Source organism: Mycoplasma sp. 527, assembly GCF_053851595.1.
The window spans coordinates 118,318-135,658 of sequence record NZ_JBSQAY010000002.1 but is presented as its reverse complement, the minus strand read 5'-3'; the positions used below and the strand labels follow the sequence as shown (position 1 = coordinate 135,658).

At 27.0% G+C, this 17,341-nt stretch carries 6 protein-coding genes; all 6 read right to left on the bottom strand.

What is annotated here, in order from left to right:
* Window positions 1-139: 139 nt before the first annotated feature.
* Entirely contained in the window at window positions 140-10,696 is a 10,557-nt protein-coding gene (locus ACWXVQ_RS01550) for a hypothetical protein (RefSeq protein WP_456013347.1), read from the bottom strand.
* A gap of 287 nt (window positions 10,697-10,983) precedes the next feature.
* Complete coding sequence (locus tag ACWXVQ_RS01545) at window positions 10,984-11,814, bottom strand: hypothetical protein (RefSeq protein WP_456013345.1); 831 nt, start codon at window positions 11,812-11,814, stop codon at window positions 10,984-10,986.
* A gap of 20 nt (window positions 11,815-11,834) precedes the next feature.
* On the bottom strand, window positions 11,835-13,307 hold the full coding sequence (locus tag ACWXVQ_RS01540; protein ID WP_456013343.1) for a hypothetical protein: 1,473 nt from the start codon (window positions 13,305-13,307) through the stop codon (window positions 11,835-11,837).
* A gap of 9 nt (window positions 13,308-13,316) precedes the next feature.
* Window positions 13,317-14,072 carry a phosphotransferase family protein gene (locus ACWXVQ_RS01535; RefSeq protein ID WP_444704915.1) on the bottom strand — a complete coding sequence of 252 codons (756 nt, stop codon included), beginning with the start codon at window positions 14,070-14,072 and terminating at the stop codon, window positions 13,317-13,319.
* A gap of 9 nt (window positions 14,073-14,081) precedes the next feature.
* On the bottom strand, window positions 14,082-16,049 hold the full coding sequence (gyrB, locus tag ACWXVQ_RS01530) for a DNA topoisomerase (ATP-hydrolyzing) subunit B (RefSeq protein WP_438340523.1): 1,968 nt from the start codon (window positions 16,047-16,049) through the stop codon (window positions 14,082-14,084).
* Window positions 16,050-16,675: 626 nt separating this feature from the next.
* On the bottom strand, window positions 16,676-17,341 hold the full coding sequence (locus tag ACWXVQ_RS01525) for a LemA family protein (protein ID WP_444704914.1): 666 nt from the start codon (window positions 17,339-17,341) through the stop codon (window positions 16,676-16,678).

Sequence of the window (17,341 nt, the reverse complement as noted above, 5' to 3'; positions counted from 1 at the left end):
AAAGATAAATCAATGATAAGGCTAAAAACTTCTTGATTTTTTAGTTTTTGAATTTGCTTGCACTACTAAAATAACTTACAAACTTATTAATATTTTGAATTATTCTTATTCTTTTTTAAAAAAAGCATAAATCATTTTTTTATATTTTCCAACCTAAATCGTAATGCGTCAATAAATTACTATTTTTATTTTGCCTACGGAAATAATCGTATGTTGTTGCTCCACCTACAAAAGCGGCTACAAGGTATTCATTTCCTTTAACTTCTTGATGAGTTTTTGCATTATCTAATAAAGCAGCAACGGAAAAAATTCCATCTTTACTTGGATTTTCCTTAAATTTTGCAAAACCAAATCCTGCAATTGTATCTACAGTTGCATATAAATCCTCTATGCTCGTAAGGTTTTTATCTTTTTTAGCTAAACTAATTGCCTGATCAATTAAATTATAGTAATTGTCTAGCGGAAATTGATTTCATTTATGATTTTGAACATAACTGTCATTATATAAATTTGGTTTTCATTGCGTAGCGGCGCTGAATATATCTTTAGTGTCCTGCTGATTAAAATATCCAGTTTGATCGTTGCTAATTTGCACTCACATATGTGCAAATTGCGCTAGTGTTCTATCCGAACTATTTGATTCTGTATATGTATAATTATTTTGATACTTTGTTTCGCCGTTATTTTTAAATCCTTTAATAAAATCCTTTTCTTTAAATTTATTAATTAAATTAATATATTTAGGATTTAAAGATTTTTTTGCTTTACTAATAAGAATTTCGCCTATGAACTCAAGTGAATTGAGCACACTGTAAAGACGCTTTGATTCATAGTATCTGCTAAAAATAAATTCACGTTCAATTTGTTCTTCTTGTTGTACGTTAGAAGCTCTTTCAATCTTTTGTTTAAATTCCTTTATATATTGTTCTTCAGGAGCATTAAGAATTTGCTTCTTATTTTTTTCTGGATCAGAATTGCTTGTTTTTAACTGTTTTAATCTAGTTTCAACCCTTTGTACAATTAATTCTTTTCTAGCATTTGATATAATATTTTCTAATTTAGTTAAGGAATCAGCATCATCTAACATACCGTTATATTTTGATTTTGAATCATTACTTTTTAGTTTACTAATCATTGTTTTTAAATCACTTAGTTTTCTTTGATATGATCTTAGCTCAGGAATAATAACATTTTCAATTGTATTTTTATCAGGAGCTAATTGAACTCTTTGGTTAAAAATATTTAATACTGATTTAGGTATTCCGCTTTTATCAATTATTAAATAATCAATATATCCATGATATAAAGGAATTGTATAATCATTAAATTTCTTTAACTCCGCTGCACTATTAAATGTTCTTGCATCATTAACTAGCTCTTCATATCGTTTAATTCCATTAAGAACATTTTTGCTTAGTAAGCCCTTGTTGTCTCTTATATATTTTTCAAGATTCTCAGAACTACTTCAAAATCTCGTCAACTCTCTTTTGTACTTTAGAAGATCATTTCTAATTTCTTCTAGCTGTGCTGCATCGCCTGCAGATGCAATCTTTTTAATATAAGCTTTTTCTACTAATAAATCGGTTTTAAATGAATCTTTTAGCAATCTAACCACTTCATTTGCCTTTTCTACAAATTGATTTAATTTATCAATATCATTTTCTTTTGTTATACCCAACTTATCCTTATAAGATTCACGAAGCTTAGACAATTCTTCATTAACTTGTTGACTATGAACTAGTTCATTACCGCTTTCAACATCAGATGATTGTAAATCCGTAATTCTATTAATCTTTTCTAAAACCTGGTCAAATTTATTTATTTTAGCAAGTAATAATCTTAATTTTTCTGATGTATCAGCTTTTGAAAATTCTTCATTTCAAACGGATGTTTTGGTTGCTACATCAATATTTTGAATTTTAGTCTTAATATTATTAACCAATTCATTGAGATTATTTAGTTTGGTTTCCAATGCTTGCACTTCTTGATGATTATTAATTTTAGTACTTATTTTTGTAAAACTATTAACCAAAATATTTTTTAAGTTATTCTTTGAATTCAAGGAGTTTGCTTGATTATGGTTATCATTAGGTAAAGCTAATTTATCAATGAAATTATTGTAATTCGCCTTAACTGCTTCAATATAAATTAAAGCAACTTGTTGCATCCTATTTTCGTCTGGAAAGCCATTTATAGCATCGATTCTTGCTATAAACACTTTTTTGGAATCACCTAAATGTTTGAAAGTGTTGATATGATTTTTAGCTAATACTTTCATTGTTAGCAATAATTGTTTTTCCAATTCACTAACCGTATGGTCAGAAGATTTAGGGTGAGTTCTATTAAATCTTGCTGCAAGATTCGTTTTATTTTGTGCTTCAAAATATTTTTCTAACACTTGCTTATAATAAGCAACTTTTTGACTTCAATCATCTGGAAAAGCAGTCTTTACTTGGAGTATAGTTGTTGCTTTATTTAATTCAGTTTTGATTGCTTGTTTTGCAAATGCATTATTTTCACTATATTGTAGTAAATCAACTTGCGGAGCCTTTTTGTTAATCTCATCATTAAGTTCGCTTAATTCAATTGCTTTATTTATAAATTGATCAATTGTATTTAAATTATCAACACCTACACTTAATACATTAATTGAATGTTGCGCCTCACTACTATTCTTATTTGGATAAGGAATATTATTAATAATTAATTTTAATTTACTCTTAAATTCAGATTTAATTTCATTTATCAAAGAGTTAGCTTCATCACCATCTTGGATAGCGTCAAGTTTTTTATTATATTGATCAAACCTTGTAGCATCTTTGTTATTAAAATTTTTATAGGCTTCAACTAACTCCTTAGATTCGTTATACTTAATTTTAAAATCATTAATTTGAACTATTATGTTTTGCATTGCTTGGATATCTAAAGCATTTGAAATTGTTTTATTAAATGTCGTTTTGTTACTATCCTTAGCAAATAAAGAAAGAATGTCTTTGGCAGTTTTCACTTTTTCATTAAATTGCTTAGCCTCATTTGTTATCCTAGTTATTTCACCATGATAATTTAAATAATCTATTCCTGCTTGTCTAAGCAAGATTATATATTTATTTTGTTGATTGATATTTAGCAAAATCAATTGCTTTACTTGTGCAATTGCTTTTGCTCTTGCAATTTCAACTTCAATTTCATTTGCCAGTTGCGACGAAGTATCTGCTTCTTGCAATTTATCTAATCTCGTTTCAAAATCTCTAAGCTTAATTTCTTCTTTCTCATTTAGTGACTTATATTCGTTAAGTTTTAAAGTAGCATTGCTAAATTGATTTCTAAATTGTTCTATCTTATTCAACACATTTTGAATATTGCTTGCATTATTTGCATTTTCAATTTCCATCATTAATTTAGCTCTATTTCCAACCTTCCCAATTTGGGCTAGTTCATTTCTTGATTCAAGTACTTTTTGATTAAATATTTTAGCGTCATTAACTTGGAGCTCAATTTGTTGCTTCGTAGTTGCTTTAAGAATTTCATCCCTATAATACTTATGAGCAGCCTGAGTTAGATTATCTTTGGCAATCAATAAATAATCAATAACACCATGATATAAAGGAACCACCTGTTCAATTATGCTCTGCAACTCATTTGGATTAGTTTGAGTTCTTATATGTTTAATGAATTCATCAAATGTTTTGAATTTTGCGCCGTTAATTATTCTTTCATTATCGGGCTTGGCAGCGTTTTCTAAAAGTTTGTCTCTATGATCAAAAATATAAAAACCGATATAAGGGGATGTCTTTTTTCAAAATACATCCATTTTCTTTTTAACTTCAGATGCATTATTCATTATGGTCTCAATTGAACCCACGCCAATGGCCTCTTTGATTTGTTTTAAAAATACTGACATCATTAATGTATCTCTTTTTACAAATAACATTTTTAGCTTATCATATGCGGCCTTTACTTCACTAACAATAGATTTTAACTGCATTATTTCAGATTGATTATTAGCGCTAAAAATGTAGTTTAATAATTTTTCTCTTAAACTTACTATGTTTTGATTTACATCTAAAACATCTTCCGCCTTGCTACCGTAACTAATATCAAATTCATTTTTTTCGAGATCAATAATGGATAAAATATCCCTTTGTAGTTCAACATACCACTTGATCTTATTTTTAAGTTCCTTTAGTTTTTCTAAGTTATCTGCTCTTGAAAACAAATCATTGTAGAACATTTTTTTAGTAATATCTGTTATCAAATTTATCAGGCTATTTAAGTCATCAACCTGCTCTTTATATTTCCTTAATTTATCATGCAAAATTGTGACTTCTTCATTGACCAAAATAACTTGATTTATCTTAAACGAATCAACTAATTGAGTTTTAATTGTTGCTTTTGATTGGGCGGAATTACTATCTTGTGGATAAGCAAGATTTTGAATAAATTCAATCGCATCATCAGCAATAGCTTTATTAATAATTTGATGCGGTTTTTCAAAAATATCTTGATCTATAGCAAAAATTATACCATCAACTAAGATATCATTAATTTGCTTATGCAATTGTTGTTTTTTACCTTCATCAGCTACTAATAAACTATCAATTTTAATCTTTGCTTGTTTTTTAAATTCGGTTATTAATAGTTGACAAAATTCTTGCAAACTCAAACCTTCGCTATCACTTGCGTTCTTTTGAGGATATGTATGACTTAATTTATTGGTTACAAAATAGGAATTAATACCAAAGTACTTCTCAGCCAATTTCTTGAGTGTTTTAATATGCTGATGTCAACTTTTAGGAAGAATTTGTTCTAATTCGGCAACTGAGGTTGCAGAATCAAAACCTTCCAAAATTTTAACTAGTGCATGCGAATTGCTTTCGCTATATTCAATGGTTTTTGCTAATTCTATCAATTCTTTGAGCTTAGTATCAAATGTTTGTATCTCTTGCTTCTTTATTGCAACTTCACTATTGTTATTTAAAGCTTGAACTTCATCCTTAATTTTTTTAATTGACTTAGCAACAAAATCATTATTTTTCTTAGGATAAGAAACCCGATCAATTAACTTAAATGTTTCTTCTTTTTTATTTTGTAACTTTGCAGATTCAACTACTAAATTAATGCCAATATCATTAGTTTTTTTATCTATTTCACTTTTATAGTCTTCTTTTTGTTTGACAGATAAATCAACTAAATTATCAATGACATCAGCTGCTTTGGCTCTAAGTAATTCTAATCTAATATTCTCAAGATTTTTTATGTCAGTAACACTATTAATTAACTTATTTATTTTATCTTTCCGAAAGGCATCTACAATCAGTGAAACCTCATTATTTATTGTGGTTATTTCATTTTTTAATAAATCTAAAATATCGTTAATAGGATACAAGCCCTCTTCGCTCTGAACAGAATCAATTTTTGCATTAAATAAATTTCTTGAATTCTGTGAAGTCACATCATTAATAGGATACGGTATTTTTTGAATCTTTTGCTTGGAATTTTGTTTTTGAGCTTCAAATATTTTTGCATTAATATCAGTTAACTCTTGTTGTAAATCCAAACTATTTCCAGATATTTTTTGGGTTATTTCTTGTTTTTTATTTTCTTTAACTAGATTATCTAAATCAGTTAATCCATCAATTAATTTATAGGCGGTTTCACGTTTTGCATTATATATATTTAGTTTTAAAAACTCTTCTTCTTGCTCATTGGTTAGAGAACTCAATTCATCAAGTAATTTTGCCTGATTTTCAACTGAAATAGGATACTTAATGCCTTCAATTAATTCCTTATATTTTTCTATCTTGCTTTTTAAATCGTTATTAGCTAATTTATTTATTTGGTCTTTATTAATTGACTCATCTAATTTATCATTTAATTTCTTCTTAGCCAAACTAGGTTCCATTGGGTAAGAAAGAGAATTTATTCTATTTTTAGCGTTATTAATGGCTACTTCTAGTTCGCTAAGTTCCTTTAGTTTTAAGTAATAACTATTTTCATTTATTATATTGCTTAGTTGTGATTTTAAAATAATTTTAGCTTTGGCGTTACTTAAAGGATAAGGTAATTTGTCAATCTTAGCAATAAGATCAATTTTGTAGGCTTCATTCAAAACCGCAACCATTTCATTGTATGATTTGTTATCTAATTTTTTGATTAATTCAGAAGATTTTGTTGTCTTGTCAAGATTAGATAAAGCTTTGATTTTTTGTATTATTTCTTGTTTATCTTCTTGTAATGCTTGATTAATTTTTTTGTTAAATATTTCAAATTTATTTGATTCATCAGCCTTATTGAATTCTATATTTAAATTATCTAAATGCTTAGGATTTATTTTTTCCAAAATTCCTTTAGAATTAAAAATATTTTTCTCAATATCTTCCAGTTCTCGTGCTCATTTATTATTTAATAAATTTGTATCATTAGACATAGTACTAAAATCAACTTCAATCTTTTTAATAATTGAAGTAATTGCTTCAGATTGTCCTGATTTAACTGATGGGTATTCTAATCCTTTAGCTTTTTCAATTAAATTTTGTTTCCGAGATTGACGATATTGAGACTCATTTTCATTTTTTGCTGCATTAATGTTTTTCAACAAAAGATCAAAGTTATTTTTATCAACAGATCTATTTAATTCCTCCTTTAAAGCTTGTTTTCTTTGCGCTATATTATTTTTTAATGGGCTTTTATCTAAACTATCAATTGCTTCCTTTGCCTTTTTAATTTTTTCTGGAATTGATTTAATCAGGTTTTCTAGTACTTCAATTTCATTACTATTTTTAGCTAAATCAATCTTCGAATTCAATATGATAGTTGCAGGGGCCGGCTGAGGAGTATCCTTATAATAATCAAGTTCTAAAATTTGTTTTTTTAACTTATATTTAGCAATCTCGACCTCAACTTTTTCAAGATCACTTTTATTAATTATTGTGGTAATTAACTTTTTAAGTTCAAATTTAACATTATTTACATCAATAACATCTTGCAAACTTAAAGAATCAATTAAGTCTCTAGCCTTATGAAGTTCGGCAACAAAATCTTTAGTTTGCTCCTTAGTTTGATTATAAGAATTATCATCAATAACTATTTGATCAATAATATTATCGAATTGAGCTTTTGTTGTATTAAAATTATTTTTAATCGATACATCTGAATTACTATCATTAACATAGTCGCTCATTGAAATTAGTTTCTTAATTTCTTCTTTTTTATCTTTTAACCTTGCCTCATTGACTATCTTTTTTATATTTTCATAGTCATCATTAGCCTCTATTCTAGCATTAAATGCACTAACTAATTCTTGGCTTAAATTGGTTAACTTAGTTATTTCTGCCTTCGCCTCGACCACATCGCTAGCATGTGCATTAGCAATCTTTTTAATTAATTCATTAAATTCTTGATCGGTGTAAGAATCTCTTAATTTGCTCCAAAGTTCTAATTGATTCTTTTTTGATATTTTATTAATAGCTTGTTTACTTGATTCAATGTTAATTGTTATATTAATGATTTTGTTATCTATTTCAGTAATTTTTTCAGAAATTCCAACACCATTCGAATCAGTATAATAACTTTTAATCTTGGAAATAGCTGGGGCATCATTGCTTCCAATGTTAAAAACGCCATCCCTTTTTGGATATGGGAGAGATTCTACCTTATTATCAAGCGCTAATTTATTTGATTGGTTATCAAGTACATTTTGAACCAAAGTATTTAAATTATCAAATTCTTCATCTGTATTTGCTTCATCAAATTTTTCTTTTATTTCATTAGAAATTACTAGCAAATTAGATATTTTTGTATTAACAATAGCAATATTTCTTTTTATTTTTTCGATTATAGATTGGTAATTGATTACTTGTTGCAAATCTTGTAAGGCTTCAATTTGAGAAATTATTTCAAAAACTGCTGGGGCTTTATCCTTATGCGGATATTCAAATTTCTTGACCTCGTTAATTAATTTATTTTTTTGATTTTGCAACTTAGCGTTTATTACTACTTTTTGAATTTCATCATATGTTTTAAAAGTACTATCATTTATTTTTTCTTTAAACTCTTTAGATTGATCAGATGTCAATAAATTAAGTTTTTCTATTTCGGCAATTGCCTCATTTTTATCCTCATTTTTAGCATCTTGAATTATTCTTTTAAGTTCATCAAATTCATTATTATTTGGAGGTAAAAAATTAGAGTTATCAAGTTTATTGTTTAAACGTGCCTGTTTTTGCGGATTTACTTTTTTAATATCATCCTTATAGCGATTTATTTTATCAGCTAAACTATTAATTATTGAAGCTATATTTTTAATTTTTTCTAATTTTTGATTTTGACCTAATGTAGAATCATTTTCAATATTATTTATCTCATTAATCATTTCTTTTATTGCAGGAGCATCTTTACCAGAAGGATAAGGAAGCCTATTAATCTCAGATTTAATAATTTCAATCTCGTCCCCTGCTTCCAAGGCAATAATAAGCTCTGAGTCAACAATAATTTTCTTTATTTCATCCAATGCGATATCTAAGGCTTTATTAATTTTCTTAACTAAATCATTTTGTTTTTCGCGTTGGCCAACATCTTTAATTTTATTGTTAATCAAATATGCTTTGATTTTTTCTAGTATAACATTTAGCTGATAAATATTCGTGGCTTCATTTATTTCATCATTTATCGAATCGCTTAATTGCATACTAAAACTTAATGAGCCAAGTTCATTTATTAGATGCTTTTTCATATCATTAAATAATTTCAATGCTTCAATTTCGATATTTTTATACTCATCCTGCGTAGTATTTTCAGCATTAATTTTCTCTTTAAAAACATGATATTGTGAAGAATTATATGATTTTGAAACATTCATTAATGCTTCATTCTTTGCCTTTTCTAATATAGATTGGGCCTCGGTTATAATGTTACGTAGGTCATTTTCAGTGCTTGATTTATTAGCAATTATGGATTCGAAATTAGACTTTTTGTCACTTTGTGCAAGACGCATAACTATTTCTGAAGCAACTTTTCTCAAATCTTCTGTATTTGCTAATAATGCATCAATATCTTTTTCTATCTTTTTGATTTCATTCTCTGTTTCTGCTTTAATTAATTCACTATTAAACTTATCCCTTGTTGTTGAATTTTCTATTTTATCGGCCTTATGTTGAACACGATCCTTAAAATCCTTAATATAAGTATTTATTTGATTAATAACATCAAAAATTTGTGAAGGATTATGAATTTCGGTATTTAATTTTTGTTCTATAGCAGTCTTGAAATTTGAAATATTTAGTTTTTTAATCAAATCCTTAGCTTCTGCTTGCAAAATAGAAAGAGCTATTGTATCGTTTACTTCAACCATAACTTCATCTAAATTTTTATTATCTAAATTGTTTACCTTATTAACTAATTCTTCGATCATAGGAGATAAAATTGAACTATCATTAATTTTCTGTATCAAGGAACTATTAATTATTTTGATAAAATCAGCTTTATTTTCAAACTCTAAAGCCTGAAAGAATTTATCTTTAATATCAGTTATTTGTTTAAGATCAAAATTATCACTTTTTAACAAGGCTCCATACATTTTTTTTATATATTGATCGGATACTCTTGATAACAAAAATTGAGCTTCATTTTTATTAATTTTCTTTGCTCTATCAAATGTATTAAACACTTTTTCAAAAAATATTTCATTTTCTACGGTCTTAATTAATGCTTCAATTTCATTTTGATTTATTGCCTTATTTTGCTTGTTATAAAAATAGTTTTTCGTTCTTGTGACAATCAATTTTGATACAAGGTCCAAAAGTTTTTTCTTTTTATCATTAAATATTTTTTCCATCTTTTTATTGATATCGTTAAGCTGTTCAATTGTCGTTGAATCCTTTGCTTTTTTAACCAAATTATTTCTTTCTAATCCGTAAGATAGTGCTGAAAGAGTATCCAGTGTGGCTATTTTTTGTTTAATAAGTTCGATGTAATTTAATGATTTTGTATCCTTGATTTTATTAATTAAGTCTGCCTTTTCTTCACTACTAAAATTAGAATTTTTCGTTATTTCTTTAATTAAATCTTCCTTAATTTTTTCAAACGTTCCCCGCTCACCACGTTTAGCAAGATATAACAAAATATTAGATTTTAGTCTAGCTAAATCTTCATTATTTGCTACTTTATCTAGTTCTATATAAAATTCTTTAGCTTTATTTTTATCGATTAGAACAACCTTTTTAATTAACAAAATAATTTCATTTTCATATTCTATAAAGTCCACAACTTCTTTCTTTGTGTAGATTTTTTGTTCTAATGAATTAATTTCATCTGCTTTATTTTTTTCAATATTTTTAAGAGATTTTGAAACTATGTTATCAGCAAGATTTTTTATTTCTTCTATATCCTTTTTGTTTTCTGCTATTACCTTATTAATCAGTAAAGCGATCTTTTCTTGATTTTGTTTTGTATACTTATTGAAATAAGCATTTTTTAGAAATGCTTGCACTTCAATTTTAAGAGAGCTATCATTATATAAAGAATCGGATTGTTTTTTTAATATATCCTTTAAGTAAAAATAGTTTTGTTTTAAATCCAATTGATTTTTTAAATGTGAATCCAAAAGAATATATGTTCACGTCCCAGCAGTCATTAATGTTGCCGATCCAGCCATTGTATATAATACATTACGTCTCTTTTTATTCAAATTTTTAGCCATATATCACCTCTATAATATACTAAGTATTATATATATATATATATATATTGCTTAGATAAAAACTTTTTTATGATAAAAATCAACAAAAACAACAAAAAACATATTTTTTGGTTTTTATTCTTTTTATGAACATTTTATTATTTATATAGCATAGACATCAAAAAAATAAGCACTATATTTTCATATATGAAAAAATAAAATTTTAGAAATGATAAACAAAAAACCATCTTAATTAAGAGGTTTTCTGTTTACATGCTAAGATTGTTTTGGTATATTTGCCTTGCTTTTTAATTCTTTTTTTCTTGCTTCGAATCGCTTTTAGATTCTATTGTTTCAAATGAAAATTTCACTAAAAATTTCACCTTATCTATTATTCCGTTTTTATTGATAACCTTTATTTTGAAAATAAAGTCTTCATTCTTAATTTCTTTTTTTGCCACAACATTTCTAAAGTATTCGTGTATTTTAGAAAATAATGTCTTTATTTCAAAACCAGTAACATTCTTCTTATTTTCAATAAAAAATGTTTTATTGTTCATAGTAAAATAATATGAAATAGCTAGCTTTAAACTAGTTAATTGTTGAATAAAATATTTAAAATCAATGTCATATTTATTTTTATCTTTAAATTTTTTAAACTCATCTTGCAGCTTCACCACTGCAATTTCCTTATCGGAATTTTTATCTAAAGCAAACACAAATTTCTTATTATCAAAATAACTATCTAAATTATAGCCAGTCTTATAAAACGAGTAGTTTGTCAAAAGATGAACTCCATATTCTCCGTTTTGATTCGATATTTCAACTTTCTTGTCCAAATCAAACAATTCGCTTGCCGGTATTTCCTTTTCAAGCACAAATGTTGAAATTGTGTTGTTTTCAGATCTTTCGCTCTTTTCAAATTTAACATCACGTTCGCTATCATATAAGTAATTTACACTTCTCGACTGATTTGTTGAATAAAATATCGAAACACCAGAAATTACACCAATTGATGCAATTATTCCAGAATACATAAAAATAGTTGTCAATAGTTTTTTAATATTCTTTTTAGGTTTTGCCGATAAAGAATTATTCATATCACCTTTAGACTCGATTTTTTTGTTATTCTTTCTCATTAACTACTCCTATATATGTTTTAGCTCTTATCTTCAATTAAAATTTCTTTAATTCTATTAGCTATATTTCTAACTAATTTATCATCATTATTTAAAACCTTATTTTGCAAATAATGAACAAATAATGCCATAATACGATATCTATAAAAATCTAGTGGTTTATGTTTATTATATGATCGTCAAAATTGTTCCTCAATATTTTTATTAACTTTTAAATTTTCAAACATAAATGCAATATCTAAATACCTAGAACTGCGATAAGCAATTGATCAGTCAATCACATAAATACCTTGATTATCATCTCATAAAATATTTTCAAAATTAAGATTATTATGACAATTTGCATCAATCTCAATTTCTTTTATTCAATTTACAATTTGAGAGATGAGATCATTACTACCAATTTCAATAACTAAATCTTTTTTATTTACATTATCCAAATATCACTTTATTTTTTCATACAATATGTAGTTAGGGAATTGAACATTTGAATCGTGATAAGTTCTCATAATTTTAGCCAATATCTTAATAGTTCTATGAGTTAATTGAAATTTATCCTTTCTAGTTAACCATCTTCAAATAATTTTATTCTCATCTTCATAAATAAAAGTTGGAACAAAATAAAAATCTTCAATTGTCTTAATTTTAAGACGGTTATCAAATTGATTGTGGTGCTTATGCACAATAAATTTGTTGTTAATTATTGAGGTTCTAGTTTTATATACATTTAGGGACTCAGGAATTATATCCTTATTAATTGTTAAATAACGATAATCACTCTTATATTCTGCCTCGCAGTATGTATTAACCAAATATATGTAATCATCAAAAACATCCTTGTCTAAATTAAAATAGTCAATAATCATTTTTTTATCAATTCCAATGTTAATGTGCAGTAGCACAAAATCAAAATATGGGGAGTTAAGAGATACGCTATCCATATCCACCAACTTAACAAAGTTATACTTGTTAACTATAATATTATGTTTTTGGATATTGTTATGGCTCAAAACCTGTTCTTCATTTTTGCACTTATGAAGCAATTCATGATATTTTTTGTCTTGAATAATAAACTTATTTCAATTAAATTTTTGCACCTCAATATTACACTCATGAAAACTCTTTACACAATTAAATATTGAATAAATAGTGACCTTTTTAAATTTTATATGAAATAAATCTTCACCCGGAAATCATTTTTTTATATATATTCCGTCTTTAGCAAAAATATAATCCTTAAAATGTTTAATAACAATAAATTCATTCTCACATTCAGCATCAAATTTATGTTTAGGTATTCTTATTTGTACTCAAAGATTATTATACTTAGCAATAAAATATGTCTTATTTAATTCATGACGATAAAAACGGACATGAGAAATTCTCTTTGCAACTTCTTCATCAAAAGTAGTTCTAATCATTTCAAACATTCTTTCAATTTCAAACAAATGCGAATTATCAATAATATGATTGTTTTTTTCTTCTAAATACATAGATCTTCTTTATAAATTTGCCTTATATTCTTTATCATATTCAACTATTAACTTATCAACCCTATCTAAATAAAGTTTGTCATCAAATGGTTTTATTGCATGTTTATTTATTCATAAAACAATTAATGCATTAACTATAATTTTATGAGCAAGTAAATATTTATGTTCAAAATCATCTCCATAAGCATCCAAAAATATTTTTTCCTGTTCCTTGCTAAGATTTGATGATTCAATAAAATATGCTAAATCAAAATGTACATCGCCCATTGTTGCATACTCTCAATCTGTTATAAATATCCCTTTTTCATTGTCGATAAAGTTAAATAATCATAAATCATTATGAACAGGAGCTGAATTATCAATATTTTTTAAAAATAAGTTAATTTTTTTGTAATGTTTGTCTAAAATTGGAATTTTACGTCCTAACTTAGATATTGTTTCGCGATAAACCTTAAACCTTCTAGCTATTTGATTTTCCTTATAAAACTTTAATTTCGAATTATGAAGAGTAATCAATTTATTACCTATCTCTTTTAATTGTTCATTTGTTAATGTATTTGGATTTAGGATATCTCCTGGAATTCATTCATTAATAACCATGGTTTCATCTTCGGATATTGTTTTAGGAACAAAACTAAAACAATTTAAAATACTATTAGGTGTCTTATGGTTGAAAGAATCAAACTTTTTTATTTTAATGAATTGTTTATTTTCTTCATCAAAATATGTGGTGTTGGTATATCCTTGATTTTTAACTAACTTCATTCTTATTCCTTAAAAATCAATATTAGATACATATTTAGCATTTTCTTCAATAAAGTCATGTCTTGGTTCAACTTCTTCACCCATTAGTGTTGTAAATACGCGGTCGCAAACAGCTACATCATTAATTTGTACCTGAAGCATTTTTCTAGCATCAGGATTCATAGTGGTTTCTCACAACTGTTCAGCATCCATTTCTCCAAGCCCTTTATAACGTTGTATAGAGATAGCTTTTCTATCATCAAATTTGCTTAATATTTCTTCTTTTTGAGCATCGTTGTAGGCGTATTCAACTCTCTTTCCTGCAACTATTTTATATAGTGGAGGTAAGGCTATATATACAAAACCATATTCAATCAGCGGTTTTAAATAACGATAAAAGAAGGTTAATAGCAATGTTGAAATATGAGCACCATCAACGTCAGCGTCAGTCATAATAATAATTTTATGATATTTTAGTTTATTAATATTAAAATCATGTCCAATACCAGTACCTAAAGCATGAATAATGGTCTGAATTTCTTGATTTGATAAAAATTTAACCTTATCATTTTTTTCAGCATTAATTACCTTTCCTCTTAAAGGTAGTATAGCTTGAATAGATCTATCCCTTCCGCCTTTAGCTGAGCCACCAGCAGAATTCCCTTCGACAATAAATAATTCTCTTATTTCCGCATTCTTAGATGAACAGTCGGCAAGTTTCCCAGGAAGACCGCTAAATTCCAACCCATCTTTTTTTCTTGAAGCTTCCTTGGCAGCATTAGCAGCTAATCTAGCACGTTGTGATTGCAAACATTTGTTAATAATATTTTTAGCAATATTAGGATTTTCAGCTAAATATCTTTCTAAAGACTCTGAAACGACTTTGTTCGTTGCATAACGTGCATTTGCTGAGCCGAATTTTGATTTTGTTTGACCATCAAAAACAGGATCACTATGCTTAATAGAAATAACTGCAATAAGTCCTTCTTTAGAATCCTCTTTGCTTATTTTTTCATTTCCCTTAAACAATCTATTTTCCTCAGCATATTTATTAAAGATTCTTACTATAGAATCATAAAACCCATTTTCATGTGTCCCGCCCTCAGTAGTTTGAATATTATTAGCATATGAAATAACTGTTGATTGATAGGCTTCATTATATTGAAAAGCAACCTCTACTAAAATTTCAACTTGCTTAGGCGGTTTGTTATTAGCAATCTGCTCCTCAGTTGGTTTGTCAACATCACTAAATGTGCCTAAGGCATAAATAACTTCTGGGTTTATAGTCTTTTTACCTTTATTAAGTTCTTTGACGTAGTCAACAATACCTCCATCAAAACAAAAAGTTTTTTTAGTATCTTTTGTTAAATCAATTAGGTTAAACATAAGGCTCTTATTCAAATAAGCCACCTGCTTAATATGATCGCTAATAGTACTAAAATCAAAATCTATTTTATCCATAACTGTATAATCAGGATGAAATTTAATTCTTGTGCCAGTTTCACCGATAGGTACTTCACCAATAACTCTTAAATCATCAATGGGTTTTCCACCATTTTCATATTTTTGATAATGTAATTTACCTGCTCTTTTTACTCAAACTTCAAAAGAATCACTTAAGGCATTAACCACAGAGGCTCCAACGCCGTGTAACCCACCACTAACTTTATAGTTGCTTGAGTCAAACTTTCCGCCAGCATGCAAAACTGTTAAGATTGTTTCAACAGCAGATTTTTGTGTTGAAGGATGGATGTCGACAGGCATGCCACGTCCATTATCCTCAATCTCAATAAAATTATCCTTATGCAAGGTAACGCTTATCTCAGTAGCATAACCAGCCATTGCTTCATCAACCGAGTTATCTAAAATTTCTCAAATAAGATGATGAATTCCTCTATAGCCGGTTGAGCCAATATACATTCCTGGTCTAACACGTACAGGATCTAATCCTTCAAGAACTTGAATATCACTAGCAACATATTTTTTTTCCTCAGGCATTTTTTCTCCTTACAATATAATTGCTTTGCAATTATAATAAATAAATTATATCAAAAAGTCATGAAAAAATGGTTTTATGTAAGCATGGTTAATATTAATAAATGTAAAATTTTCTAATTAATATGTTGTTCTGCCTAACAAATGATATTTTTCTTTTCATTTTAAGGAATAAAATGCAAATAAACACAACTTTATTAATATATTTTTTAGTATTCTAATATACAAAAACATCAGTAACTACAATATTTAACATATCTCTATCTTTACATAATTAACAAGTGCAAAATTTAAATCCTTTTCTTCTCCTACTTTTCGTAAATTGTTATTATTTTTTAGTTCTCAGCCTTTTCGAAACCAGTTCCTTTTTTAGGACTTTGCCACTTTTTATATTAAATTACCTTTTGCTAAAATATATATTTTTTACATATTTTTTTATATTTTAAAGCTGCTAGCTTCTTTTAAATACCGCTTTTAAATGCCATGGGCGCAATCCCTTATTTGTTTAAAAAGATCTAATCTGTTCTTTTATATTTGGCTATCGCACATGATTAAATTCAATTTTAAAAAATCCGGGCACAAGTGTGTCTGGATTTTTTGACCGTGTTTGATTTGTTTTGATATTTTTATTATTTAAACGCGCCTGTTAAACTGCTAGTATCAACATCTTGTCTTTCTACTTCACTGGCTTGAAATAGTGGTTGGTTATAAATATTGTTCTTATTAGCAACAATGTTTGTTCAAAATTTATAAATCTCAGCATTAAAACTTCTTGCTTGAGCATTATAGTTTCTAATAGTTGCATAAATTTCATCTTCTTGAATAGCAATTTCGGTTTGAAATTGAAGATATGATCTATCAGCTTTTAGATTTGGATATTGTTCAATTTGAATATTAATTGCTCTTTGAACTGAATTTAACGTATCTGATACTTTTGCAACGTCTTTTTCTCCCTCTATGTCAACTAATTGTGAACGTAGTTTAATTATTTCTTTCTGAGTTGATTGTTCATATTCGGCATATCCTTTAACAACATCAAGTTGTTTAATCAATGTTGCTCTTCTTTTCTTTTCAGCCGCTTGAATAAGAGAAGATGCCTCTTGAATTCTATTCATTCTTTCAAGTAGTTCATTTCTTTTGCGAATGGCAACTAATAGTATTATTCCGATTGTTATAATACATAAAATTATAAATAACGTTCTTTCACCTTTAGTTGGTTGTGGAATTTTGATTGAATTATCAACATTAGGCTTAAACCCTTCATTTGATTGAGGTGTTCTTGAATCAAATAGCAT